We start from the raw sequence: 23,073 nt of genomic DNA, 5'->3' as shown, positions 1-23,073 counted from the left end.
GAGGAAGGGATGACCGTCCTGGCCATCCCCGGCATCACCAATCTCCGCGATGTCGGCGGCATGACGGTCGGCGGATCCCGCGTCCGCGAGGGAGTGCTGTTCCGTTCCGGGCACCTGTCGCGCGCCGGCGCCGAGGCGCAGTCGTTCCTGACCGAGCGGGTGGCGCACATCGTCGATCTCCGCGACGACAGCGAGGTGCTCGCAGAGCCGTGCGCCGTCGCTGGCCTCCGCATCGCGCGCGTGCCCCTGTTCGCCGGGTCGATCGCGTCCTTCCTGCTCGGCGACGTCAGCCTCGCCGGTCTCTACCGGCGCATCGTGGACGACGGATCCGATCGCATCGTGCAGGTGGTCCGGATCCTCGCGGCGGGGGAGCCGACGCTCGTGCACTGCACGCTCGGCAAGGACCGCACCGGCGTGAGCGTGGCGCTCGCGCTCGCCGCGGTCGGCGCCGACCGGGAGGCGATCATCGAGGACTACGCGCTCACCGCCTCGCAGCTGCCCGAGTCGCGCAACCGGGCGATCGCGAAGTGGCTGGAGGAGCGGCTGCCGATGGCGCAGAACGCGATCTCCCTCGCGACCGAGTCGCCGGCCCCGGTCATGCGCGAGCTGCTCGCCGAGATCGAGGCCAGGCACGGATCGATCGCCGACTACCTGATCCGCGCGGGCCTGCGCCGCGAGGAGCTGGACGCGCTGGGCGAGGCCCTCGTCGAATAGGCGGGCGCAACGCTCGATCGTCGAGACAAAGGTCACCAGCGGTCCCAAGGTAGGTTAGGCAACCCTATTCGAGTGATATCGTGGGGGCATCATGACCGCTGCGATCCGCACCACCGCGCGCGCCGAGCGCCGGGCCGCCCGTCGCTCCGCCAGGGCTCAGCATCTGATCGTCGCCGACGAGCACTCGCTGGCCGAGCTGGAGGCGGCGCTGGTGGCGCTGCCCCTGTGCGCCACAGGCCGGGTGTTCGTCGAGGTGCCGGACGCCGCCGCGATCTCGACCGTGACCGCGCCGCCGCGGATGACCGTGACCTGGCTGCCGCGCGCGACGCGCACCGGCGCTGCCGGCACGGGCCGGCGCTGCACCCGGGGCACGGCCGCCGCTCGCGCCGCGATCGGCTGGGCCGACGAGATGCTCTGCGACGGCGTGCAGGGCGGCGAGGCGCGGGAGCAGACGACGATCACGCTGCTGGGCAGCTACCTCGGGACGGCCGACATCGTCGAGCACCTCACCGAGCGGCTCGGCGTGGATCCGGCCCGGATCACCGTGCCGGCGCGCTTCGGCCTGCTCTCCTGAGCTAGCGCGGCAGGTAGTTGCCGTCCTCCAGGCCCGCCTCGATCTCGAACCTGTTGCGCAGCGGGTCCCTCCCCGCGAACAGGTACAGGAACGGCATCAGGAAGCCGTAGCGCAGCCACTGCCGCTTGTGCACCGCCTCGTGCCGCAGCACGCGGTCGTCCGGCACGTCGCCGCCGGTGAGGTAGCAGCCGCCCACGCACACGCCACCCCGGGCGAACGTCCACGCCGGCATCCCCCGGAAGATCCACAGCCCCTCGCGGCGCTCCACGGGTCCTGTGCTCCACAGCCCGCCCCACAGCCAGCCGAGCGCCGAGCCCCATGCATAGCCGAGCCGGCTGATCGGCGAGTTCAGCAGCACGGCCGGGATGCGTCGGTCGCTGCGCCGGCCGCGCTCCAGGAGCGCGGCCGCCTCGCGGCGGACGGCGGCGAGATCGTGCGCCGTCACCGGGCGGGACCGCTCACGCCAGGGAGCCGATCAGCCGCAGGATCGCCCCCAGGTCCTGCACCGCGTCGGCGGGGGACCGGGGTGCGAAGCCCGCGATGGTCGCGCCCGCGAGCGGCACGCGCTCGCGCAGGATCCGCAGGGCCTCGACCACATCCGCGGTGCGCAGCCCGAACGGCACCGCCGAGGAGACGCCGGCGAGCTCGGACGGGTCCAGCACGTCGACGTCGAGGTGCACGTACACGCGGCGCGCGCCCGTCGCACTGACCGCATCGGCCAGCGCGACCACGTCGTCCAGGTCGTCGACCCTGGCGATGCCGGACTCGGCCAGGAAGGCGGTCTCGGCGTCGTCCTCGGAACGGGCGCCGACCAGCACGACGCGGTCGGCGCCCAGCCCCTCGGGCCCCTCGATCGGGAACGACGGGTGCCCGAGCAGCGCCCTCAGGGCCATGCCCGCGTACGCCCCGGAGGGGGACGACTCGGGCGTGTGGATGTCCGGATGCGCGTCGAGCCAGACGACCGCGACATCGTCCAGGGGGCCGAGGAGGGCGGAGACCCCGGCGACCGTGACGCCGCAGTCACCGCCCACCACGAGCGTGGGCTCGGCGTGCGCGGCGATCGCTTCCTCGATCAGCTCCCTGGTGCGCCGCAGGCTGCTCAGCCGGTGCACGCCCGTGCCCTCGGCGTCGCCGGCCTCGAGCGGCACCTCCAGCAGGGTGGTGCGGGCGCGCGGCAGGTCGCCCGCGATCGCCGCCGCGCCGTCGGTGAGCAGCATCGCCCGCGGGGCAGGCGATCCCTGCCACTGCGGAACGACGAGGAAGCGCGTCATGATCAGCCCTCGAGCGCTTCCTGCGGCTTGCCGGATCCGGCCTTCAGCTCGGCGAGGCGGGCCTCGACCTCGGTCAGCTGGCCGAGGTCCTCGAGGCTCTCGAACTGGGCGTCGATCGAGGAGGCCGCGATCTCGGCCTTGCCCTGGGCGATGGCCTCCTGGCGGCGGATCTTGTCCTCGAAGCGGCCCAGCTCGCTGGTGGGGTCGAGCACGTTGATCGACGAGACCGCATCCTGCACCTTGGTCTGCGCCTCGGCGACCTTGGCGCGGGCGAGCAGCTCGCTGCGCTTGTTCTTGAGCTGCCCGAGCTTGTCCTTCATCGTGTTCAGGCCGCTCTTGAGCTTGTCGACGATCTCCGTCTGCGCGGCGATCTGCGGCTCGGCCGTCCTCGCCTCGTTCTCGGAGCTGATCTGTCGCTGCAGGGCGACCTTGGCGAGGTTGTCGAACTTGTCCGCGTCGGCGGCGTTGCCGCTCGTGCGCAGCTCGTCGGCCTTGCGGCTCGCGGCGAGCGCCTTGTTGCCCCACTCGGCGGCGGCCTGCACGTCCTCCTGGTGATCGCGCTCGAGCAGACGCAGGTTGCCGATGGTCTCGGCGATCGCCGACTCGGCGTCCGCGATGTTGTTCGTGTAGTCGCGCACGAGCTGGTCGATCATCTTCTGCGGGTCCTCGGCGGAGTCGAGGAGCGAGTTGATGTTGGCCTTCACCAGGGTGGAGATGCGGCCGAAGATGGACTGCTTGGTCATGGGGTGTCCTTTCCAGGTTTCCGGTCGTTGGGTCGGATGCGGATCGATGCAGGTCGGGGTCGAGCGAGCGGGTCGGAAGGGGAGCGGATCAGAAGCGGCCTCCCGATCCGACGCGGCCTCCGCCGCCGAGGCCGCCTCCGCTGAGGCCGCCTCCTCCGCCGAAGCTGGAGGTGCCGAAGCCGCCGCCGCTGGTGCGCCAGCCACCGCCTCCCGAGCTCCATCCGGAGGAGCGGTGTCCGCCGCCGCCGGAGAGGATCCCGCCGATGATGCCGCCGAGGATCGCGTCGCCGAGGCCGCCTCCGCCGATGCCCCCGCCGCCCCAGGCGCCCGGGGCCTGCAGGCCGGGCCCGGCGCCGTATTCGTCGAGGGATCCGCTGGCCAGGGCGGACGCCTCGCGGGCGAGCGAGATCGCGCGCTGGGCGTGCTGCAGCGCGGCGGCCGGGTCGGCGGCGCGCGCCGCCTCGGCCTGGTCGTACTCGGCGGAGGCCTGGGCCGCACGGGTGCGCGGATCCGCCCCCATCGCGCCGCGGCGGGTGGTGATGTAGGTGTTCGCGGTGCCGATCTCCGCGCGCGCCTGCGCCAGGGTCTGATCGAGCACCTGCCGGGCGCGCTCGGCCTGCTGCTGGGCGGTGCGGATCGCGGAGACGGTGCCGTCGATGCGGGTGTTGGCCGCGGTCAGCGCCTCGACGACTGACTGCGGGCGGCGCCCGGATCCGGTCAGATCGGTGCGCGCCTGCGCGAGCGCGGTGCGGGTCTCGGCCACGACGGCATCCAGTTCGGGGGAGGACGGCAGCGCGGAGGAGCCGGCGAGATCCTGCTCCAGATCGGCCATCAGCGCGCGGGCCTGCTCCTCGACCGTGTCCAGGTCGTCGCGCAGCGTCGTGATCGCCGCCGCCAGCTGGCCGGCCTGGAGCACGGCCTGCTCGGCGGTGCGGATCGCGAACGCCGCCTCCCCGCGTTTCCCCTCGCCGATCAGGCGCCGGGCGTCGGCGATCCTGGCGTCGGCGAGCTCGAGCCGGCTCGCGGCCTGCGCCGGGTTCTCCGACACGGTGCGCACGGCGGACGCGTCGTACACCGTCTCGAGACCGGCCAGCGCGGCCGGCGCCCCTGCCACGGCGGCCTCGGCGTCGGCGCGATGCGCCTGGAGCTGCTGCAGCGCCTGCTCGGCGTTCTGCTCGAGGGCGCGCAGCTCGTCGAAGGCTGCGACGTTGGCGTCCAGGGCCGCATCCGCCTCCTCGCAGAGCCGGATGATCTGCAGCTGCCAGTCCCGGCGCTCCTGCGCCGAGTCCGGGATCTCGTCGTCGAGCTTCTGCTTGAGGCCGAACGCCTCGTCGAGCTTCGCCTTCGCCTTCGCGACCACGTCGGAGAACACCGCGGTCGATGCGTCGCCGAACTGCGCGGTGGCGAACCCGAGATCCTCGGTGGACGACGTGACCGCGTCGTCCGTGCAGACGAGCGCGGATCCGGCGCGCTTCTCCAGCTCCTCGTCGCTGATCGCGTCGAGAGGGTCGCCGACCGGATCGGTCGTGACGTGCTTGATGCGCGCGGCCGCCCGCCGGCGCATCACGACCAGGATCACGACCGCCGCGACGATCGCGAGCACGGCCACGACGATCAGCACGATCCCGGCGGCGTCGACGCGCGGGGCTCCGGATCCTTCGAACCCGGATGCCGCGGTGCGCACCGCGCCCGTCCAGTTCGAGTCGTGCAGGTCGTTCACGAGAGAGGCCGCGATGCTGTCGATCTGCGCCTCGGGCACGGGGCCGGTCGGGTCGGCGGAGAGGTAGTACTGCCGCGCCTGGACGGCGACGGCGAGGAGGTACTGGTTCTTGCCGAGCCCGTTGTCGCGCGCGACCTGCTCGGTCCACTGCTGGCGGTTCTCCGGATCGGTGAACGCGTCCACGAACACGACGAAGAGCTGCAGGCTCTTGGCGTGGCTGAGGGCGGTGAGCCGCTGGTCGAGCGCGCTGATCTCCGCGGGGCTCAGCGCGTCGGCCGTGTCGGTGATGTAGCCGCTGCCGAGCGTCACAGGGTCGGTGAGGGGCACCCCCGCGCGGGACGCCGTCGGCGCGCCACCGGGCGCGGAACCGGGGGACGATGCGAGAGCGGGGGCCGCGAACGACATGCCGAGCACGCCCAGGATCACCCCGACGACGACAGCCCAGCGTGCGTGCATCCTCGCTCCTCCCGAGGTCACAGGCAGACCCCCTGCCGAGTCTATTCCGAGGGTTTCCGGGCGGGTAGGCGAGGGGGAGTGCTCAGAGCGAACAACCGGAAGCGGGCCGCGCCGCCGTGCCGCGGCGCGCCTCGGGTGCGCGCGCTCCTAGGCTGGAGCGGATGGACGACAGGTACGGATCGGACGTGCTCGCGGCGGGCTGGCGGGATCGCGGCGCGAAGGTGGCGGTGGACGTTCCCGCGGAGAAGGATCTCGTGGTCGAGGTCGCCGTGGACGGCTTCTGCGGCGCGGTCACTCGGATCGAGGGCGGGCAGGTCGAGCTCGAGGACTACCGCGGGCGGCGCCGGCTGTTCCCGATGGGCGCCGGCTTCATGATCGACGGCGAGCCGGTCAGGCTCGTGCATCCGGCGAGAGCGCAGGGCGCGCCGAAGCGCACCGCCTCCGGCTCGTTCGCGGTCGCCGATGCCAGGGCACGCACCGCGCTGCCCAGCCGGATCCTGGTCGAGGGGCGGCACGACGCCGAGCTCGTGGAGAAGGTGTGGGGCGCCGACCTGCGGGTCGAGAGCGTCGTCGTGGAGTACCTGCAGGGCATCGACCTGCTCGAGGAGCTGCTGGCGGAGCAGCCGCCCAGCCGCACCCGCCGCTACGGCGTGCTCGTGGACCACCTCGTCGCCGGCTCCAAGGAGACCCGCATCGTCGAGCAGATCCTGCGCGGCCCGCATGGCCCCCATCTGCGCATCGTGGGACATCCCTACATCGACGTGTGGCAGTGCGTCACCCCGGCCGCGATGGGGATCAGGGCGTGGCCGCAGATCCCGCGCGGCACCGACTGGAAAACCGGGATCTGCCGCGCGCTCGGCTGGCCCGCCGAGTCGCAGGCCGACTTCGCGCACGCCTGGAAGCGGATCCTCGGCCGGGTGCACTCGTACCGCGACCTGGAGCCGTCGCTGCTCGGCCGCGTCGAGGAGCTCATCGACTTCGTCACCGAGACGTCGGAGCGGCGATGAGCGGTCGCTCCGCCCGCGGCGCCGGACGCGCGCCGTCGGGCCGGGTCAGGGAGGAAGGCCCCGGAACCCCGGACGGCTCGGGAACCCCGGACGGCCGGGGGGTGGGATCCTGCGACGGATATCCTGGAGGGATGCCCGAACCCCGCACCTTCCGCGACGAGCCCGTCTCCTTCGTGCGCCGCAGCGGCCGCATGTCCGAGGCGCAGGAGCGGGCGTTCGCCGAGCTCGCGCCGCACTACCTGCTCGACGTTCCGCGCGACGTGGCGTGGACGTCCGTGCACCCGGAGGCCCGGCTGGATCCCGCAGCCGAGTTCGGCCGCCAGGCGCCGCTGATCGTCGAGGTCGGGTCCGGGCAGGGCCACGCGATCGTCGCCGCCGCCTCCGCGCGCCCCGCCGACGACTTCCTCGCGGTCGAGGTGTTCCGTGCCGGCCTCGCCCGCACGATGCTCGACGCGGACCGCGCGGGTGCCCGCAACCTGCGCCTGGTCGAGGCGAACGCGCCCGAGGTGCTCTCCGGCTACCTCCCCGCCGGATCCGCGGACGAGGTCTGGATCTTCTTCCCGGATCCCTGGCACAAGAAGCGCCACACCAAGCGCCGGCTGGTCCGTCCCGGATTCGGCACCACTGCCTCCGCCGCGCTCCGAGACGGCGGTCTGCTGCGCCTCGCCACGGACTGGGAGGACTACGCGCTGCAGATGCGGGAGGTGCTCGACGCCGACCCCGGGTTCGAGCGCGCGTTCGAGGGGGAGTGGGCGGAGCGCTTCGAGGGGCGGGTGATGACCGCGTTCGAGCGCAAGGGCATCGCGAAGGGCCGGGACATCCGCGACCTCGCCTATCGCCGGGTGCCGCGGGGCTGACCCGCGCCGTCGCACCCGCAGGGCGCGCCTTCGCCGCTGTCCGGCCCTGCGCGGAAGAATCGGGGCATGCTCTTCGTCATCGGATCCGTGTTCGCGGGCCTCGCCGCCCTGATCCACGTCTACATCTTCGTGCTGGAGTCGGTGCGCTGGACCCACCCGTCCACCCGCCGCGTCTTCGGGACGAGCGCGGACGAGGCGGAGACGACGCGCGGGCTCGCGTTCAACCAGGGCTTCTACAACCTGTTCCTCGCGATCGTCGCCGTGATCGGGATCGTCGTCTGGTGCGCGGGGCTGACCGCCGCGGGCCTCGCGCTCATGCTCGCCGGGACCGGTTCGATGCTCGCCGCCGCCCTCGTGCTGATCCTGTCCGATCGGTCCAAGGCGCGCGCCGCGACCGTGCAGGGCGCCTTCCCGCTGCTGGCCGTCGTGCTGCTGATCGCGGGCATGCTGGTCTGAGCGGGCGCCGGTCCGGACCGGCATCGAGATCGCGCAGGATCGGCCGCGTCAAGGCCCTGGCGCCGATCCGCCGTCCGCGGCGTAATGGCGTCATGAGACATGAACCGTGGCCCGTCGTGGTCGAGATCATCGAGGACGTGGGAGGCGTTCCGGTGCTCGTCGGCGCGGAGGTGCAGCTGCGCTGCAGCTGCCGCGACGACCTGCTGCTCGACTACGGGCACGAGGCTGCTGCGGGGGACGGTCCCGCCGAGGGGGGTCCCGCCGCGGACAAGGAGTGAATCCGCCCGGCAGTGGGGGCGCTCAGGCCAGTGTGCCGCGCAGAGCGGACACCTCGCCGAGGATGGCGAGGACCAGCCAGACGGTCCAGACCGCGGCGATCAGAAAGCTCGCCGCCAGCGCGCCGATCGAGATCCACATCGTGGCCCTGCCGGCCCCGGCCTGACGTTGCACGACCACCGCGCGGCCGATCGGGTAGACCGGGCTCAGGAAGTTCCACGCCCAGTGGAACCGCTTCGGGTAGCCGAGACGGCCGAGCTCCTGGAAGTCGAAATAGGCGGCGACCACACCGAGCCCGTACAGCCCCCAGCTGACCACGGAGAGCACCATGACGCCGATCCACATCGGCATCATCGTCGCCATGAGGCCGTTCATGACGGCCGGATCGTAGACCCCGGGATCGCTGCGCGATGCGGCGATGAGGGCCGCCAGCTGCCGGAAGTAGTCCAGCATGACGGCGCTCATCATCCAGAGCTGGACGATCGTCAGCACGACGCCGGCGACCGGGATCAGCGCGGTGACCCAGCCCCACCGTGTGTGCACCGGGGTTCCGGCGGGAACGGTCGGCGCCGAAGCGGCAGGTGCTGCGTACGTCATATGTGGTGCCCCCGACAGGAATCGAACCTGCGACCTACGGTACCGGAAACCGGCGCTCTATCCGCTGAGCTACGGAGGCGTACCGGACGAGCCTAGCACCGTCGCCGCCCCCGCACGGACAGCGGCGGGACGTGAGAAGCGCGCCCCGGCGGACCGGGACGCGCTTCTCGCAGAGGAGCCGGACGGCTACTTCGAGGTGCCCTGAGACACCGAGCCCTGCAGCTGGCGCTGGAACAGGACGTAGACGATCAGCACCGGCACGATCGTGATGATCACCGCGGCGAACATCGCACCGAAATCCACCTGGTAGCCGGCTGACGAGGCGAACGCCGCCATGCCCTGCGACAGCACGTAGTTGTCCTGATTCGAGTTCAACGAGATCGGCAGCAGGAACTGGTTCCACATGCCCAGGAAGTTCATGATCGCCACCGCCGCGAGCCCCGGCTTCGCCATCGGCAGCATCACCTGGAAGAAGGTGCGCCACTCGCTCGCGCCGTCGACGTACGCGGCCTCCTGGATCTCGTACGGCAGGGACTTGAAAAACGAGAACAGGAAGAACACCGTGAACGGCAGCGCGAACGCGACGTAGGTGATGATCAGACCCGGCAGCGTGTTCAGCAGCCCCATCCCCTGCAGGATGAAGAACAGGGGGACGATGGCGAGGAACACCGGGAACGTCAGCCCCGCCAGCATCAGGTAGTAGACCACCCGGCTGCCGGGGACCGAGAACCGGGCGAGCACGTAGGCGCACATCGCACCGAGGAGCATCACCAGGATCAGCGCGCATCCCACGACGATGACGGTGTTCAGGAACATCGGCCCGAAGTTGTTCTTCACCCAGGCGTTGACGTAGTTGTCGAAGTTCCAGTTGGCGGGCAGCCCGAACGGCGACTTGAAGATCTCCTTCGTGGTCTTGAACGAGCCGAGCAGGGTCCACAGCATCGGCAGGACCACGACGAGCGACCAGACGGCGAGCACGACATGCGAGACGCTGCCGACGACCTTGTCGCTGGAGGTCGAGGTCGGGATGCGGACGTCCCTGGCCGCCGCCTTCTTGTCGATGGTCACCGCGGCACGCGTGTCCAGGCTCATGAGCGTCCCCCTTCATCCTTGCCGCCGATGAGGCGGAACACTCCGATCACGAGGCCCGCGAAGACCAGGGTGAGCACGGCGAGCACGACGCCCATGGCGCTCGCGAGGCCGAACTGGCCCTTCTCGAACGCCGTGCGGAACAGATACTGGCTCATCACCAGAGTGCTGTTGTTCGGTCCGCCCGACGCGTTCAGGCCCGCCATGTAGACGAAGGCGTCCAGCGCCATGATCCCCAGGTAGATGTAGGCGGTCTGCACGTTGTCGCGGATCTGCGGCAGCAGGATCGAGACCACGGTGCGATACCGCCCGGCGCCGTCGATGCGGGCCGCCTCGAGGGTCTCCGCCGGGATCCCCTTGATCGCCGCGATGAACAGCACCATGTAGAAGCCGACCATGCTCCACACGATCACGAAGATCGTCGCGCCCATCGCCGTGCGCTGGTCGCCGAGCCAGTCGACCATGTTCGCGGCGCCGAGGGCGCGCAGCACCCCGTTCAGCAGACCGTTGGACGGCTGGTAGATCATGCTCCACAGGATCGCGATGACGATCGCCGGGATGACGTACGGGAAGAACGACACCACCCGGTAGAAGCCGGAGCCGGTGAGGCCTCGTACCTGGCCGTGGCTCGGGCCGCCGACCGTGATCATGCTCGCGAAGATCAGGGCGATCACGATCGTGATCAGTGGCACGACGATCGCGAGCAGAGCGTTGTTGGCCATCGCCTGCAGGAACGTCGAGTCCTGGAACAGCTTCACGAAGTTGTTCAGGCCGACGAAGCTCATGTTCGGCGAGAAGCCGGTCCAGTTGGTCATCGAGTAGTAGACCGCCTGGATGAAGGGCGAGATCACGAACACGAGGAACAGTGCCACTGGCAGCACCAGGAACACCAGGAGGAACGACACGTAGTCGAACGTCAGCCGGCGCCGCCCCAGGCGGGGGACCTTGCGGCCCCCCGCCCGAGTTGCGGTGACCGCGGCTGTCTGCAGCCCCGGACCCCCGCTGGGAGTTGAATAGCTCACTTGATCTCGATCTTCTTGATGGAGCTGTCGTTGCGGATCTTGTCGGTGAGACCCTGCAGCGCCTTGGTGAGGTCGGCGACCGACATCTTGCCGTCCAGGAACGAGTTCCAGATCGGCAGCTGGTCCGAGTTCATGCCGTACAGGCCGAACGCCTTGATCGTGAAGACGTTGTCGCCGGCCGTGTCGAGGAGCTCCTTCTGCGACACCAGGGCGGTGGATCCGAAGCCGTCGTCCGGGACGATGCCCTTGACGATGGTCGGAGCCAGCTTGCTCTTGGCGAACGCGGTGGCGGACTCCTTGGACAGCATGGTGCGCAGCAGCTCCTTGCCGCCCGCCGGGTTCTTCGCCTTCGACGGGACGATGAACGGCTCGCCGGCCTCGGCCCGCAGGGTGCCCTTCGGGGTGGTCTGCTTGTCGTCCAGCGGCAGCTCGCCGATGCCCTTCATCACGAAGTTGTCGGCGGTCTGCTTCTTCATCTCGTTCTCGATCCACGAGCCCGAGGGGTAGAGCAGTGCGGCCTGGTCCAGGCTCCACTGCGACTGCGCCTGCGTGAACTGCGTGCCCGCGCCGCCCGGCTTCATGTAACCGGCCTGGATGAGGTCGTAGAAGATCGTCAGGATGTTCTGGATGATCGGGTGCGACCAGCAGTTCTCCTTCAGGTTCTCCAGCGGGAGGCGCACGTCGTCGCCGCCCTGGATGACGGCGGAGTCGACGACGAGCGTCTGGTAGTAGGTCGCCGCCTCCTTGCCCCAGACGAACAGGTACTTGCCCTTGGCCTTCGCGGCCTCGCCGAGCGGCTTCAGGTCCTGCCAGGTCTTCGGGACGGTGAAGCCGTTGGCCTTGAACAGGGTGTCCGAGTACCAGATGCCGTAGACCGTCATCACGTAGTTCAGGGCGACGAACTTGCCGTCGAAGGTGCCGGGATCCTTGACGCCGCCGTAGAGCGTGTCGCTGATCTTGGTGCCCTCGAGGTTGTTCGCGTCCAGCACGTCGTCGAGCGTCTCGAGCTGGTCCAGGATCGTGTTCCACCCGATCTGGTTGGCACCCGAGTTGTCGATGAGGTCCGGCGGGTTGCCGCCGACGAAGCGCGGCTGCAGCTCCTGCGCGATCTTGGTCGAGGCGGAGACCTTGACGCTGACTCCGCCCAGCTTCTTGTTGTCCTGCATGACCTTGGCCGCGTTCTGGACGTAGTCCACGCCGTAGCCGCCGTCGAAGATCACCGCGTCGACCTTGGAGTTGGCGGCGATTCCGAACGGGTTGTCGGCCGACTTCGCGCCGGTCGGTCCGGCGTTACCGCCACCGCCGCCCGGAGCCGCGCAGGATGCCAGGCTGACGCCGAGGGGCACCATCACGGCCGCGAGGGCTGCGCCGCGCAGCAGGCTGCGGCGGCTGATGGAAGCGTCTTTGGGTTCCATGTGATTCTTACCTTCCTAGTGAGGTGTGCGGGAGAGGATGAGTCTGCGGGCGGCTCATGCGCCGCGGCGTAGCCGATCGAGGTAGCGGGCCTCGAGCACCGAGTTGTGCTCGTCGCCGCCCGGGATGTTGGCCGAGATGTACATCGGCGGGACCTCGCCCGCCTCCGCCATGGTGCGGGCGACGCCGAGCGTGAGCAGCTGGGCGATGAACGCCGCCGTGATCGAGGAGATCGCCCCCGCCGAGATGTTCTCGGTGAGCTGCAGCGTGGCGTCCCCGTAGGGCGCCAGGTTGTCGATCACCACGTCGGCGACCTCGCTGAGCCGTTTGCCGCTGGGATGCTTCGGCTCGACGCGCGAGGTGTGCTGCAGGCTCGTGACCGCGATCACCGGGTGCCCGTGCTCCTTCGCCCACAGCGCGACGCCGACGATGGATCCGTTCACGCCGGAGTTCGAGGCGATCACGAACACGTCGTTCTCCGCGATTGGGGAGACGGCCATGAGCTCGTCGACCACCCAGGGTTCGCGCTCGAGCGAGCCGGTGAGCACGTCCGCGCTGCGATCGCCGTGCAGCACGATGTCGCGCAGCGCGATGCGGTTCGTCGGGATCAGTCCGCCGGCCCGGCCGGCGATCTCCATCGCGAAGGCCTCGGAGTGGCCGGTGCCGAAGGCCTGGATGACGCCGCCCGCGCGGAGCGCGCCGACGAGCAGGGCGATCGCGGAATCGAGCGCTCCGCCGTCGGCGTCGGCGGCGAGCCGCTCGAGCCGGCTCTCGGCCTCGCGGAGGAGATCGTAGGGGGAAGCGCTCATCGGGTGGTCTCCTTCTGGCGGCGCGCGTCGTGGTCGTCCGGGCCGGCGGAGCGGCGGTGCGAGGACACCGCCATCGCGCTCGCGGCGAGACGGTTCGCGGCCTCGCCGAGCGTGCGCTGCGCGACCAGGACGTAGAGCAGGTCGATCACCAGCAGCTGCGCGTGCTTGATGGACAGGTCGTCCGGGCGCTGGTTCGGGTTGGTGGAGGCGGTGATCAGGGCGACGTCGGCGACGGAGGCGAGCCAGGAGTCCGCGTCGGTCGTGATCGCCACCGTGAGCGCTCCCGCCGCGTGGGCGTGCGAGAGCATCTCGATGGTCTCCTCGGTGCGTCCGGTGTTCGAGATGCCCACCGCGACCGAGGCGCTGTTCTGCAGCACGGCGCTGGTGAGCCCGTCGTGCACGTCGGACCAGGAGTGCGCGTTCACGCCGATCCGGTAGAGCCGCCCGCGGAACTCGTCGGCGATGACGCCGCTGCCGCCGACCCCGTAGATGTCGACGTGCCGGCTCTCCGCGATCGCGCGGGCGACGAGCTGCACGTCGTCGAGATCGAGCAGGCTGGTGGTGGTCTCCATGCTGCGGGTGTGCAGGCCCAGCAGGGTCAGCAGCACCCGGTCCGCGGGATCGTCCTGGCCGATGTCGTCGGCGATGTCGGTGCGCCAGGTGGTGCCGGCGTCGCCGCGACCCGACTCGGCGGCGACGCCGACGCGGAACTGCGTGTAGCCGTCGAAGCCCACCGCCCGGCAGAACCGGGTGACGGTGGCGGCGGAGGTGCCGGCCCGGTCGGCCAGCTCGGTGATCGTGAGCTCGACGGGCGCCGTCGGGTGGGCCGCGACCACGTCCGCGATCTTCGCCATCGCCTGCGGCATGGCGGGACGGCGCAGCGAGATCCGCTGCGCGATCGACAACTCGTTGCCGACGTCCTGCATGAGTGGCACCATTGCCTCCGGTGAAAACGCGTGGAAAACCTTGGCCTTCGGGTGAAAAACATTCTCATCCGACTGTCGGGGAAAAATCAAGTAGGACAGATAACAAATAGGGGTGCAACATGCTCGTGCTCGGCGTGGATGCGGGCGGGACCTCCACTCGCGCGGTGCTCGCGGCCGCAGATGGGGTGTGCCTCGGCTACGGCAGAGGCGGCAGCGGCAACCCGACCTCATCAGGGGTTCTCCTGGCGCTCGACGGCGTGCTCCGCGCGATCGGCGATGCTCTGCAGGCGTCAGGCGCCGAGCTCTCGGACGTGACCGGGATGGCGATGGCGATGGCCGGCCACGACGCCGGAGGCGGCACCGGACGCTGGCTCCTGGACGCGCTGCAGGAGCGCGGGTTCCGCGGCGCGCTGCGGTTCGAGTCGGATCTTCTCGCGATGTACGCGAGCGGCACCGTGGCGCCCGTCGGCTGCGGGATCGTCTGCGGGACCGGCGCGAGCGCGGTGCGGGTCGAGGACGGCCGGATCGCCGCCACCGCGGACGGGCTGGGCTGGCTGCTCGGGGATCGCGGCAGCGGCTTCTGGATCGGCCGCAGGGCCGCGCACGCCGCTGTGGACCAGCTCGAGGGCGTCGGCCCGGAGACCGCGCTCACCCCGCTCGTGCTGCGGGCCTGCGGAGTGCCCGTCGAAAGCGCCGCGGATCCCGGGCGCGATGGCAGGCCCTCCGGACTGGAGCGGCTCATCCGGTCCCTGTACGCGCAGAGACCGGTGCAGCTCGCGGCCCTCGCGCCGCTGGTGTTCGACGCCGCCGAGGCGCAGGATCTCGTCGCGGCGAGCATCCTCGCACACGCGGGCGAGCTGCTCGTGCAGACCCTCGGACTGGTGCGGGACCGGCCCGGCCCCGTCGTCGCGGGCGGCAGCATCGTGCTGCGCGACGGTCCGCCGCAGCGCGCGCTGCGCGAGCATCTCGCCGCGACGCCGGGGCAGGATCCCGTCGTGCTGGTCGACAGCGGCGCGGCCGGGGCGACGATGCTCGCGCTGCGGCACGCGGGAGCCGCCGTCGACGAGGGGACGCTCGCCCGGCTCCGGGCGGGGATCGCCGGTCGCACCGCCTAGAATCGGAACCCTATGAATCCCGAAGCCCTCGCCGCCGCGATCCTGTCCGTCCTCGTCCCGATCGCGGACGAGCGACGACCGGGGGAGCCGCTCGCGCTCGCCGCCGGCGACATCGTGCTGGAGCGGCCGCGCAACCGAGACCACGGCGACTGGGCCACGAACATCGCGATGCGCCTCGCGAAGCAGCTCGGCGCGAACCCGCGCGAGCTCGCGCAGCAGATCGCCGACGGGCTCGCCGCCGTGGACGGCATCGCCTCGGCCGAGGTCGCCGGCCCCGGCTTCCTCAACGTGCGCCTCGAGGCGGGAGCCGCAGGCGCGCTCGCCCAGGTGATCGTGGACGCGGGGGAGGCCTACGGACGCAACGACTCGCAGGCAGGACGCTCGATCAACGTGGAGTTCGTCTCCGCGAACCCCACCGGGCCCCTGCACATCGGGCACACCCGCTGGGCCGCGCTCGGCGACGCGATCGCGCGCCTGCTCGACGCGAGCGGCGCCACGGTGGCCCGCGAGTTCTACATCAACGACGCCGGCGCGCAGATGGAGCGCTTCGCGGCGTCCATCGTCGCCGCGGCGAAGGGCGAGCCCACGCCGGAGGGCGGCTACGCGGGCAGCTACATCGCCGACATCGCGCAGCGGGTGCTGGCCGAGCGCGCCGACCTGCTCGATCTGCCCGCCGACGAGCAGCTGCTCGTGGCCCGCGAGCTCGGCTACCGATACCAGCTGGCCGAGCAGAAGGAGTCGCTCGCGAAGTTCAACGTCGTCTTCGACGTGTGGTTCTCCGAGCGGATCCTGCACGCCAAGGGCGAGGACGGCGCGCCGAGCCTCGTCGACCAGGCCGTCGACCGCCTGCGCGCGCAGGGCCACGTGTTCGACCAGGACGACGCCGTGTGGGTGCGCACGACCGACTTCGGCGACGACAAGGACCGGGTGATCCGCCGCTCCAACGGCGAGTACACCTACTTCGCCGCCGACGCCGCGTACTACCTGAACAAGGGCGATCGCGGCTTCGAGCACAAGATCTACCTTCTCGGCGCCGACCACCACGGCTACGTGCACCGGCTCAAGGCGCTCGCGGGAGCGGCCGGCGACGACCCGGAGAAGGACGTCGAGGTGCTCATCGGGCAGCTCGTGTCGGTCGGCGGCGCGCGGCTCAGCAAGCGTGCGGGCAACATCATCGAGATGGACGACCTGCGCGAGTGGCTCGGCACGGACGCTCTGCGGTACTCCCTGGAGCGCTCGCCGGCCGACTCGCCGCTGTCGCTCGATCCCGAGCTGCTGCAGAAGCGCACGAACGACAACCCGGTCTTCTACGTGCAGTACGCGCACGCCCGCACGCACAACGTGTCGCGCAACGCGGTGGACTCGGGCGTCGACCGCTCCGCGTTCGCGCCCGAGCTGCTCACGCACGAGACCGAGTCCGCGCTGCTCGGCGCGCTGCAGGAGTTCCCGCGCATCGTCGCGTTCGCCGCCGAGGTGCGCGAGCCGCACCGGGTCGCCCGCTACCTCGAGGAGCTCGCCGGCCTCTACCACCGCTGGTACGACAACTGCCGCGTCATCCCGCTGAGCGACGACCCGATCGAGGACGTGCACCGCACCCGGCTGTGGCTGAACGACGCGACCGGCCAGGTGCTGCGCAACGGACTCGGCCTGCTCGGAGTGTCGGCGCCGGAGCGGATGTGAGATGACGCGGCCGCCGGCGGAGCACCGCGTGACGCGGCGGCGCCGAGCGCGCTGGCCCTGGGTGCTCGTGGCCGTCGTGATCGTCCTCGCCGGGCTCGTCGTCGGCGGCGAATTCGTCGCGCGGGCGATGGTCGCGCAGCAGGTGCGCTCCCAGGTCATCAGCGCCCTCGCACTGCCCGCGGATCAGCAACTGGACGTGACGGTCGACGGGATCGTGCTGCCGCAGCTCATCGCCGGGCGTCTGGACGGCCTGCACATCTCGTCGAAGAGGGTCGCGCTCGGCCCGATCACCGGCGCGGTCTCGGTCGACGCGGCCGGCGTGCCGATCCGGGGCGGCGACCTCCGCAGCGCGACCGGCACGATCCGGATCGACGCCGCGCAGCTCGAGACGATCGTGAAGAGCACGTCGATGCCTGTCGACACCGTGACGCTCGAGGGCAAGGACGTGAAGGCGTCGGGGACCGCGACCGTGCTCGGCGCCGCGGTGCCGCTGTCGGTCACGCTCACGCCGGGTGCGGAGGGCGGCGAGCTGACGCTCACGCCGACGTCGGTGTCCATCGGCAGCGTGACCCTGGATCCGTCGGACGACTCCTCGCCGTTCGCGCGCGTCCTGAAACCCGTGTTCTCCACGCAGAAGGTGTGCATCGCCGACCGCCTGCCGGCGGGCGTGCATCTGAGCGGTCTGCGCGTGGACGGCGACAGCCTGCTGGCGTCCTTCGCCGCAGACGGCGCGATCACCGCCGACCGGCGGCTGCAGGCTCTCGGGAGCTGCCCCTAGACGCTGCGCCTCCGGAGCCGCGTCCCCGGAAGCCGGCCTCAGCGACGGCGGGAGAAGGGGAGCAGGCGCCGGTACCACGGGCGGCGCCGCCGCGGCCGCGCCCGCTCCTCGGCGGCGCGCGCGGCGGCCTCCTCCCTGGCCCGCGCGGCGTCGCGTTCGGCGAGCTCGTCCGGGTGCTCGCGGCCGAGCTGGGCCCGGGCGGCCTCCCGTTCGTCCCGGGCCGCCTGCAGCAGCAGCTCGGCGCGGTCCAGGCGCCGCTCGGCGAGGGAGCGCGCGCCGGCCAGCGGAGGATCCTCTGCATCTTCGACCGCGACGATGATCCAGGCGCTCGCGAGCAGCATCACCTGAGCCGACAGGTTCAGCCAGAGCAGCAGCGCGATGAGCGCCGAGAACGTGGCGAGCAGCGGGTTCGACTTGGCTCCGCCGAGGAACAGGCTGGACAGCTGCTGCAGCACGACCAGACCGACCGCGCCCATGGTCGCGCCCTGCCACAGCCGCTTCGCGGGCGCGCGCACCCCCGACAGCACGACGAACAGCCCCACGATCACCGCGGCGTCGAGCACGTAGAGGATCAGGATCGCGATGATCCGCTCCAGCCAGATCGCCGCCACGGAGTGCGCGGCGCCCAGGAGCCCGGCGATCCGGGTCACCCCGAGCCCGCTCAGGACCGTGATCGCGGATGTCAGCGCGAACGCGACGGCGATCCCGGCGGCGAGTCCCAGGTTGCGCAGCAGCACCCAGTACCACAGCACATCGTCGGCGATCTTGTCGGCGAGCGTGCGCAGCGCGATCCGCAGGGATCCGATCGCGCCGAGAGCCGCGCCGACGAGTCCGAAGAGCGAGACGACGCCCGTGATCGACAGCGTCGCCGGGATCTTGATGCTCTCCAGGTCGATGACGCCGCCGTGACCCACCAGGCCCGGGATCACCCTGTCCACGGCCGCGGTCACGCTTGCGAGCGCCGGCGGATCGCCGGTCAGCCACAGGCCCGCTGCCGAGAAGCCGAGCAGCACCGCGGCGAACACGCTGAACAGGGCGCGGTAGGTGATGCCGTCCGCGAGCGCGGGCCCGTGCTTCTCCGAGTACAGCAGCCAGGCGCGGGTGAGGCGCAGTCGCAGCGCCCGTGCGACGGCGGCGTCCATGGTCCGTGCCGCCCACGGCTTGGTCGTCGTCTCCTGCGGGGCCATGACTCGAGCGTAGCCAGTGCCCTCGCCGGGCCCAGGGGCTGGCGCGCCGCAACGGCCGTGCGGTAAAGGCGGGCGTCACAGCCGTCGGGTCGCACCGGTCCGGTGCCCTAGAATTCTCAGAACTCGGCACCGCTCTGGGCCGGGACCCGAACCCCTGACGGCTACGACGATTGGTTCTCCGTGCTCTCCGCATCGCCCGACGACGCGCTCGCCCCGGACTGGCTGGAGGAACCGGCTGATCCGAACGATCTCGCGACGGGGGTGTGGCCCGCGTCCGCTGTGCGAGACGGCGACGGGGAGCTGTTCCTCGGCGGGGTCGGCGTCGCCGAGCTGCGCGCCCGCTTCGGCACCCCGCTGTATGTGCTCGACGAGGCCGAGGTGCGCGCGCACGCGGCGAGGATCGCGGCGGCCTTCACCGCGGCCGCCGCGGCGCACGGCACCAAGGCGCGCGTCTACTACGCCGGCAAGGCGTTCCTCAGCACCGAGGTGGCGCGCTGGGTCACGCAGGAGGGGCTGCGCGTCGACGTGTGCAGCCGGGGAGAGCTCGAGGTCGCGCTCGCGGCAGGCGTGAAGCCCGCGCGGATCGGGTTCCACGGCAACAACAAGAGCGTCGCCGAGCTGGAGCGGGCGGTCGAGGTCGGAGTCGGCACGATCATCGTCGACTCCGCGATCGAGATCGAGCGCCTGGGCGCGATCGCCGAGCGCCGCGGCACCGAGCGCAACGGCAGCGGATCCCGCGGACAGGCGCAGCGCGTGCTGCTGCGGGTGAACAGCGGCGTGCACGCGGAGACCCACGACTTCCTCGCCACCGCGCACGAGGACCAGAAGTTCGGCACCCCGCTCGAGCTGGCCCCCGCCCTCGTGGAGCGGATCCGCGAGATCCCCAGCCTCGATCTGCGCGGGCTGCACTGCCACATCGGCTCGCAGATCTTCGGGTCGGCCGGCTTCGCCGAGTCGGCCTCCCGCATCGTGGAGCTGCACGCAGAGCTGCGCGAGGGCGGAGAGCTGCCGCTGCTCAACCTCGGCGGCGGCTTCGGCATCGCCTACACGTCCGCGGACGACCCCACCCCGATCGAGGAGCTGGCGAGCGCGATCGTCGACGCCGTGGCGCAGGAGTGCGAGGTGCGCGGGATCCCGATCCCGACCCTCGCGTTCGAGCCCGGCCGTGCGGTCGTCGGCCAGGCCGGGGTCACCCTGTACGAGGTCGGCACGACCAAGCCGGTGTCGCTCGGCGACCGCGGCGAGCGTCTGTACGTGAGCGTGGACGGCGGGATGAGCGACAACGCCCGCCCCGCGCTGTACGGATCGCAGTACTCGGCGCGGATCGCGTCCCGCGAGGGCACCGGCCGCCCCGTGCTGGTCCGGGTCGTGGGCTCGCATTGCGAATCGGGGGACATCGTCGTCGATCACGAGTACCTCCCCTCCGACGTCACCCCGGGCGACCTGCTCGCGGTGCCGGCGACCGGCGCGTACTGCCACGCGCTGTCCAGCAACTACAACCACACCCCGCGTCCTGCGGTCGTCGCCGTGCGCGACGGCCACGCGCGGGTGATCGTGCGGGGGGAGACCCTCGATGACCTCCTCTCCCGGGACGCCGGCATCGCCGCGCCGGGAAGGACGGAGCACCTCCCCGGTGCCCGCAACGGAGAAGGAGAAGCATGACCGAGCTCCCCAGTACCACGCGAACCCTCCGCGTCGCCCTGCTCGGGGCGGGATCCGTGGGATCGCAGGTCGCGCGCCTGCTCATCGAGCACGGCAACGATCTCGCCGAGCGCAGCGGCGCCCGCCTCGAGCTCGCCGGGATCCTGGTCCGCGACCCTGACGCCCCCCGGGACAGTCCCTTGCCCCGGGAGCTGCTCACGACAGACGCCGAGGCGCTGATCCTCGGCGCCGACATCGTGATCGAGCTGATGGGGGGACTCGAGCCGGCGCGCACCTTCGTGCTGCAGGCGCTGCACTCCGGCGCCGACGTGGTGACCGGCAACAAGGCGCTGCTCGCCACGCACGGAGCGGAGATCTTCGAGGCCGCGGATCAGGTCGGCGCCTCGGTGTCGTACGAGGCCGCGGTCGCCGCCGCGATCCCGATCATCCGCCCCCTGCGCGACTCGCTCGCCGGGGACCGGATCGCGCGGATCTTCGGCATCGTCAACGGCAGCACGAACTTCATCCTGGACGCGATGGACCGGCAGGGGCTGAGCGCCGAGGAGGCGCAGCGGATCGCGACCGAGCTCGGCTACCTGGAGGCGGATCCGACTCTCGACCTGGAGGGCTACGACGCCGCGCAGAAGGCCGCGATCCTGGCCAGCCTCGCCTTCCACACGCAGGTGTCGATCGAGGACGTGCACCGCGAGGGCATCGAGTCGGTCACGGCCGACATGATCGCCGACGCCCGCCGCGCCGGATACGTGGTGAAGCTGCTCGCGGTGTGCGAGCGCCTCGCGGAGGAGTCCGGCGACGCCGTCTCCGTGCGCGTCTACCCCGCCCTCATCGACCGCGAGCACCCGCTGGCGAGCGTGCACGGCGGCAACAACGCCGTGTTCGTCGAGGCGGAGGCCGCCGGCCCGCTGATGTTCTACGGCGCAGGAGCGGGCGGCGTGCAGACCGCCTCCGCCGTGCTCGGCGACGTGGTCTCGGCGGCGCGCCGGCACATCGCCGGCGGCGTGGGCGTGGGGGAGTCGCCGCGGCAGAGCCTGTCGATCGCCCCGTTCGGGCACATCAACACGCGCTATCAGATCATCATCGAGGTCGCCGACGTCACGGGTGTGCTGGCGACCGTCGCCGGGATCCTCAGCGACCACGGCGTGTCCATCGCGACCGCGCTGCAGACCGTCGAGCGCGGCGAGGAGAGCACGACCGCGCGCATCGTGATCGGCACGCACCGGGCCACCGAGCAGGCGCTCAGCGATACCGTCGCCCGCCTCACCGAGAACGACGCGGTCACCCGCGTGGTCTCGGTGCTGCGCGTCGAGGGGGAGTGACATGACGGTCGCCGTCCCCGAGCCCGTGGTCGCGCGGGTCCCGCTCGGCCGCGCCGTCGAGGTGCGCGTGCCCGCCACGAGCGCCAACCTCGGCCCCGGCTTCGACACGCTCGGCCTCGCGCTGAGCATGTACGACGACGTCGAGGTCACCGCGCTGGAGCAGGGCCGCACCGAGGTCGAGGTCTCCGGATCCGGTGCGGAGGAGATCCCGCGCGACGCCTCGAACCTGGTGATCCGCTCGATCGCGCACGTGTTCGCGGACGCCGGCGTCGAGATGCCCGGGATCCGCCTGGTGGCCCGCAACGGCGTCCCGCACGGACGGGGACTGGGATCCTCCGGCGCCGCGGTCGCCGCGGGCGTGCTCGCCGCGAAGGGCCTGCTGGAGGGGCTCGTCGCGCTGGACGACGCCGCGCTGCTGCGCCTCGCCACCGAGCTCGAGGGGCACCCCGACAACGTGGCTCCCGCGCTGTTCGGCGGTCTCACGATCGCCTGGACGGCCGAGCGCGGACCGCAGCACAAGAAGCTGCTCGTGCACCGCGGCGTCTCGCCGCTCGTGCTCGTGCCGGGCTACACCATGTCGACCAAGGCCGCACGCAGCCTGCAGCCGCAGCAGGTTCCGAGCGAGGACGCGGTGTTCAACGTCTCCCGCTCTGCGCTGCTCATCGCCGCGCTCACGCAGAGCCCCGACGTGCTGCTCGACGCGACCGAGGACCGGCTGCACCAGGACTACCGCGCGCCTGCGATGCCGGAGACCAACCGCCTCGTGCGCGCGCTCCGCGCCGAAGGCTACGCCGCGGTCGTCTCGGGCGCGGGACCGAGCGTCCTGGTGCTCTGCGACGGCCCGGGAAGCCGCCTGGAGGCCGCCAGGATCGCCCAGGAGAGCACGGACACTCCGTGGATCCCGTGCATGGTCGCCGTCGATGTGCGAGGTGGTACAGTGAGGGAACGAGCGGAGGGCTCTTCGTCACAATCGTGATCCCGGCCCGCGACGCAATCTCTGCGTCAGCCGCACACCACCCGAAACCGCACCGAGAGCCGGAGACCGTGCTCATCGTCGGTGCGTCCACCGGTTGGCATGCAGGGGACAGCCTGTTCTCGGCATGATCGTGCGATCGCGCCGCCCTTCGGCGTGCGCGACTCCCATGCCCACGACTTACAAGAGGAGTACTCGTGGAGACCATCTCCGAGACCCAGAACGACACCTCGGCACTGCGCGGATCGGCACCGGCCGAGTCGGCGTCCGCCGAGGACGCCCCCAAGGCGCCGCGCAAGCGCGCCCCGCGCCGTGCCACCACTGCGACCGCCGCCGCCAAGGCGGCTGAGACCGCCGAGGCGCCCGCCGCGCAGGCTCCGGTCGCCGCGGCCGATGCTGCGGCGGAGGAGGCGCCGAAGGCGAAGGCCCCGC

The 23,073-nt window shown here is 71.5% G+C and carries 24 protein-coding genes and 1 tRNA gene; 13 read left to right on the top strand and 12 right to left on the bottom strand.

Annotated features, from left to right (window positions below):
* The first annotated feature begins 9 nt into the window (after positions 1–9).
* Both ACTJJZ_RS14115 and ACTJJZ_RS14110 read left to right on the top strand, forming a co-directional pair.
* On the top strand, positions 10–714 hold the full coding sequence (locus ACTJJZ_RS14115; protein WP_440721821.1) for a tyrosine-protein phosphatase: 705 nt from the start codon (positions 10–12) through the stop codon (positions 712–714).
* Positions 715–805: 91 nt separating this feature from the next.
* Positions 806–1,288 carry an SIP domain-containing protein gene (locus tag ACTJJZ_RS14110; RefSeq protein ID WP_440721820.1) on the top strand — a complete coding sequence of 161 codons (483 nt, stop codon included), beginning with the start codon at positions 806–808 and terminating at the stop codon, positions 1,286–1,288.
* A gap of 1 nt (position 1,289) precedes the next feature.
* On the opposite strand, the gene ACTJJZ_RS14105 is transcribed toward ACTJJZ_RS14110, so the two are convergent.
* From ACTJJZ_RS14105 to ACTJJZ_RS14090, 4 genes are all read right to left on the bottom strand, one after another.
* On the bottom strand, positions 1,290–1,733 hold the full coding sequence (locus ACTJJZ_RS14105) for a Fe-S oxidoreductase (RefSeq protein WP_440721819.1): 444 nt from the start codon (positions 1,731–1,733) through the stop codon (positions 1,290–1,292).
* A 13-nt stretch (positions 1,734–1,746) separates the two neighbouring features.
* Complete coding sequence (locus tag ACTJJZ_RS14100) at positions 1,747–2,559, bottom strand: arginase family protein (RefSeq protein ID WP_440721818.1); 813 nt, start codon at positions 2,557–2,559, stop codon at positions 1,747–1,749.
* A gap of 2 nt (positions 2,560–2,561) precedes the next feature.
* Positions 2,562–3,302 carry a PspA/IM30 family protein gene (locus ACTJJZ_RS14095; protein ID WP_440721817.1) on the bottom strand — a complete coding sequence of 247 codons (741 nt, stop codon included), beginning with the start codon at positions 3,300–3,302 and terminating at the stop codon, positions 2,562–2,564.
* A gap of 88 nt (positions 3,303–3,390) precedes the next feature.
* Positions 3,391–5,478: a TPM domain-containing protein gene (locus ACTJJZ_RS14090; RefSeq protein ID WP_440721816.1), complete on the bottom strand. Its 2,088-nt coding sequence runs from the start codon at positions 5,476–5,478 to the stop codon at positions 3,391–3,393.
* Positions 5,479–5,639: 161 nt separating this feature from the next.
* Between ACTJJZ_RS14090 and ACTJJZ_RS14085 the strand changes: the two genes are divergently transcribed.
* From ACTJJZ_RS14085 to ACTJJZ_RS14070, 4 genes are all read left to right on the top strand, one after another.
* Positions 5,640–6,485, top strand: coding sequence for a DUF3097 domain-containing protein (locus ACTJJZ_RS14085; RefSeq protein WP_440721815.1), 846 nt, complete (start codon positions 5,640–5,642; stop codon positions 6,483–6,485).
* 131 nt (positions 6,486–6,616) lie between these two features.
* The gene (trmB, locus tag ACTJJZ_RS14080) at positions 6,617–7,342 is read left to right on the top strand and encodes a tRNA (guanosine(46)-N7)-methyltransferase TrmB (protein WP_440721814.1); all 726 of its coding nucleotides are present in this window, start codon (positions 6,617–6,619) and stop codon (positions 7,340–7,342) included.
* Positions 7,343–7,408: 66 nt separating this feature from the next.
* Positions 7,409–7,798, top strand: coding sequence for a DUF1304 domain-containing protein (locus ACTJJZ_RS14075; protein WP_440721813.1), 390 nt, complete (start codon positions 7,409–7,411; stop codon positions 7,796–7,798).
* A gap of 92 nt (positions 7,799–7,890) precedes the next feature.
* Entirely contained in the window at positions 7,891–8,076 is a 186-nt protein-coding gene (locus ACTJJZ_RS14070; RefSeq protein ID WP_440721812.1) for a hypothetical protein, read from the top strand.
* A gap of 22 nt (positions 8,077–8,098) precedes the next feature.
* On the opposite strand, the gene ACTJJZ_RS14065 is transcribed toward ACTJJZ_RS14070, so the two are convergent.
* From ACTJJZ_RS14065 to ACTJJZ_RS14035, 7 genes are all read right to left on the bottom strand, one after another.
* Positions 8,099–8,671, bottom strand: coding sequence for a hypothetical protein (locus tag ACTJJZ_RS14065; RefSeq protein ID WP_440721811.1), 573 nt, complete (start codon positions 8,669–8,671; stop codon positions 8,099–8,101).
* A gap of 3 nt (positions 8,672–8,674) precedes the next feature.
* A tRNA-Arg gene (locus ACTJJZ_RS14060) sits at positions 8,675–8,750 on the bottom strand.
* A 107-nt stretch (positions 8,751–8,857) separates the two neighbouring features.
* Positions 8,858–9,763 (bottom strand): carbohydrate ABC transporter permease, encoded by a 906-nt coding sequence (locus tag ACTJJZ_RS14055; protein ID WP_440721810.1) that lies wholly within the window; start codon positions 9,761–9,763, stop codon positions 8,858–8,860.
* Positions 9,760–10,782, bottom strand: coding sequence for a carbohydrate ABC transporter permease (locus tag ACTJJZ_RS14050; RefSeq protein ID WP_440721809.1), 1,023 nt, complete (start codon positions 10,780–10,782; stop codon positions 9,760–9,762). The genes ACTJJZ_RS14055 and ACTJJZ_RS14050 overlap by 4 nt, the downstream gene beginning before the upstream one ends.
* A complete protein-coding gene (ngcE, locus tag ACTJJZ_RS14045; RefSeq protein ID WP_440721808.1) occupies positions 10,779–12,197 on the bottom strand; it encodes an N-acetylglucosamine/diacetylchitobiose ABC transporter substrate-binding protein in 1,419 nt (472 codons plus the stop codon). Before ngcE ends, ACTJJZ_RS14050 begins: the two co-directional genes overlap by 4 nt.
* Before the next feature lie 54 nt (positions 12,198–12,251).
* A complete protein-coding gene (locus tag ACTJJZ_RS14040; protein ID WP_440721807.1) occupies positions 12,252–13,004 on the bottom strand; it encodes a sugar isomerase domain-containing protein in 753 nt (250 codons plus the stop codon).
* The gene (locus tag ACTJJZ_RS14035; RefSeq protein ID WP_440721806.1) at positions 13,001–13,930 is read right to left on the bottom strand and encodes a MurR/RpiR family transcriptional regulator; all 930 of its coding nucleotides are present in this window, start codon (positions 13,928–13,930) and stop codon (positions 13,001–13,003) included. Before ACTJJZ_RS14035 ends, ACTJJZ_RS14040 begins: the two co-directional genes overlap by 4 nt.
* A gap of 119 nt (positions 13,931–14,049) precedes the next feature.
* Here ACTJJZ_RS14035 and ACTJJZ_RS14030 point away from each other — a divergent pair, with 119 nt between their 5' ends.
* Genes ACTJJZ_RS14030 through ACTJJZ_RS14020 form a run of 3 tightly spaced genes read left to right on the top strand, consistent with a single transcriptional unit; the run spans position 14,050 to position 17,503 of the window.
* On the top strand, positions 14,050–15,045 hold the full coding sequence (locus ACTJJZ_RS14030) for an N-acetylglucosamine kinase (RefSeq protein WP_440721805.1): 996 nt from the start codon (positions 14,050–14,052) through the stop codon (positions 15,043–15,045).
* A gap of 12 nt (positions 15,046–15,057) precedes the next feature.
* Positions 15,058–16,725 (top strand): arginine--tRNA ligase, encoded by a 1,668-nt coding sequence (gene argS / locus ACTJJZ_RS14025; protein WP_440721804.1) that lies wholly within the window; start codon positions 15,058–15,060, stop codon positions 16,723–16,725.
* A 1-nt stretch (position 16,726) separates the two neighbouring features.
* Positions 16,727–17,503, top strand: coding sequence for an LmeA family phospholipid-binding protein (locus ACTJJZ_RS14020; protein WP_440721803.1), 777 nt, complete (start codon positions 16,727–16,729; stop codon positions 17,501–17,503).
* 38 nt (positions 17,504–17,541) lie between these two features.
* Here ACTJJZ_RS14020 and ACTJJZ_RS14015 read toward each other — a convergent pair whose 3' ends face one another.
* The gene (locus ACTJJZ_RS14015; protein WP_440721802.1) at positions 17,542–18,690 is read right to left on the bottom strand and encodes a YihY/virulence factor BrkB family protein; all 1,149 of its coding nucleotides are present in this window, start codon (positions 18,688–18,690) and stop codon (positions 17,542–17,544) included.
* A 180-nt stretch (positions 18,691–18,870) separates the two neighbouring features.
* On the opposite strand from ACTJJZ_RS14015, the gene lysA reads away from it, so the two are divergent.
* From lysA to ACTJJZ_RS13995, 4 genes are all read left to right on the top strand, one after another.
* Positions 18,871–20,352, top strand: coding sequence for a diaminopimelate decarboxylase (gene lysA, locus ACTJJZ_RS14010; protein ID WP_440721801.1), 1,482 nt, complete (start codon positions 18,871–18,873; stop codon positions 20,350–20,352).
* Positions 20,349–21,668, top strand: coding sequence for a homoserine dehydrogenase (locus tag ACTJJZ_RS14005; protein ID WP_440721800.1), 1,320 nt, complete (start codon positions 20,349–20,351; stop codon positions 21,666–21,668). The genes lysA and ACTJJZ_RS14005 overlap by 4 nt, the downstream gene beginning before the upstream one ends.
* A gap of 1 nt (position 21,669) precedes the next feature.
* Entirely contained in the window at positions 21,670–22,644 is a 975-nt protein-coding gene (gene thrB / locus ACTJJZ_RS14000) for a homoserine kinase (protein ID WP_440721799.1), read from the top strand.
* 194 nt (positions 22,645–22,838) lie between these two features.
* A partial coding sequence (locus tag ACTJJZ_RS13995) for a hypothetical protein (RefSeq protein ID WP_440721798.1) occupies positions 22,839–23,073 on the top strand: 235 nt, incomplete at its 3' end.

The sequence above is a fragment of the Microbacterium sp. 22242 genome (assembly GCF_052045495.1).
Taxonomy (GTDB): domain Bacteria; phylum Actinomycetota; class Actinomycetes; order Actinomycetales; family Microbacteriaceae; genus Microbacterium.
This window is presented reverse-complemented; position numbering and strand designations above follow the sequence as displayed.

What these genes read in the sequence shown, in the direction of transcription:
- ACTJJZ_RS14115 (WP_440721821.1), top strand. Translation starts at nt 10, where the DNA reads ATGACCGTCCTGGCCATCCCCGGCATCACCAATCTCCGCGATGTCGGC.
- ACTJJZ_RS14110 (WP_440721820.1), top strand. Translation starts at nt 806, where the DNA reads ATGACCGCTGCGATCCGCACCACCGCGCGCGCCGAGCGCCGGGCCGCC.
- ACTJJZ_RS14100 (WP_440721818.1), bottom strand. Translation starts at nt 2,559, where the DNA reads ATGACGCGCTTCCTCGTCGTTCCGCAGTGGCAGGGATCGCCTGCCCCG.
- ACTJJZ_RS14095 (WP_440721817.1), bottom strand. Translation starts at nt 3,302, where the DNA reads ATGACCAAGCAGTCCATCTTCGGCCGCATCTCCACCCTGGTGAAGGCC.
- ACTJJZ_RS14090 (WP_440721816.1), bottom strand. Translation starts at nt 5,478, where the DNA reads ATGCACGCACGCTGGGCTGTCGTCGTCGGGGTGATCCTGGGCGTGCTC.
- ACTJJZ_RS14085 (WP_440721815.1), top strand. Translation starts at nt 5,640, where the DNA reads ATGGACGACAGGTACGGATCGGACGTGCTCGCGGCGGGCTGGCGGGAT.
- trmB (WP_440721814.1), top strand. Translation starts at nt 6,617, where the DNA reads ATGCCCGAACCCCGCACCTTCCGCGACGAGCCCGTCTCCTTCGTGCGC.
- ACTJJZ_RS14075 (WP_440721813.1), top strand. Translation starts at nt 7,409, where the DNA reads ATGCTCTTCGTCATCGGATCCGTGTTCGCGGGCCTCGCCGCCCTGATC.
- ACTJJZ_RS14070 (WP_440721812.1), top strand. Translation starts at nt 7,891, where the DNA reads ATGAGACATGAACCGTGGCCCGTCGTGGTCGAGATCATCGAGGACGTG.
- ACTJJZ_RS14065 (WP_440721811.1), bottom strand. Translation starts at nt 8,671, where the DNA reads ATGACGTACGCAGCACCTGCCGCTTCGGCGCCGACCGTTCCCGCCGGA.
- ACTJJZ_RS14055 (WP_440721810.1), bottom strand. Translation starts at nt 9,763, where the DNA reads ATGAGCCTGGACACGCGTGCCGCGGTGACCATCGACAAGAAGGCGGCG.
- ngcE (WP_440721808.1), bottom strand. Translation starts at nt 12,197, where the DNA reads ATGGAACCCAAAGACGCTTCCATCAGCCGCCGCAGCCTGCTGCGCGGC.
- ACTJJZ_RS14040 (WP_440721807.1), bottom strand. Translation starts at nt 13,004, where the DNA reads ATGAGCGCTTCCCCCTACGATCTCCTCCGCGAGGCCGAGAGCCGGCTC.
- ACTJJZ_RS14035 (WP_440721806.1), bottom strand. Translation starts at nt 13,930, where the DNA reads ATGCAGGACGTCGGCAACGAGTTGTCGATCGCGCAGCGGATCTCGCTG.
- ACTJJZ_RS14030 (WP_440721805.1), top strand. Translation starts at nt 14,050, where the DNA reads ATGCTCGTGCTCGGCGTGGATGCGGGCGGGACCTCCACTCGCGCGGTG.
- argS (WP_440721804.1), top strand. Translation starts at nt 15,058, where the DNA reads ATGAATCCCGAAGCCCTCGCCGCCGCGATCCTGTCCGTCCTCGTCCCG.
- ACTJJZ_RS14020 (WP_440721803.1), top strand. Translation starts at nt 16,727, where the DNA reads ATGACGCGGCCGCCGGCGGAGCACCGCGTGACGCGGCGGCGCCGAGCG.
- ACTJJZ_RS14015 (WP_440721802.1), bottom strand. Translation starts at nt 18,690, where the DNA reads ATGGCCCCGCAGGAGACGACGACCAAGCCGTGGGCGGCACGGACCATG.
- ACTJJZ_RS14005 (WP_440721800.1), top strand. Translation starts at nt 20,349, where the DNA reads ATGACCGAGCTCCCCAGTACCACGCGAACCCTCCGCGTCGCCCTGCTC.
- thrB (WP_440721799.1), top strand. Translation starts at nt 21,670, where the DNA reads ATGACGGTCGCCGTCCCCGAGCCCGTGGTCGCGCGGGTCCCGCTCGGC.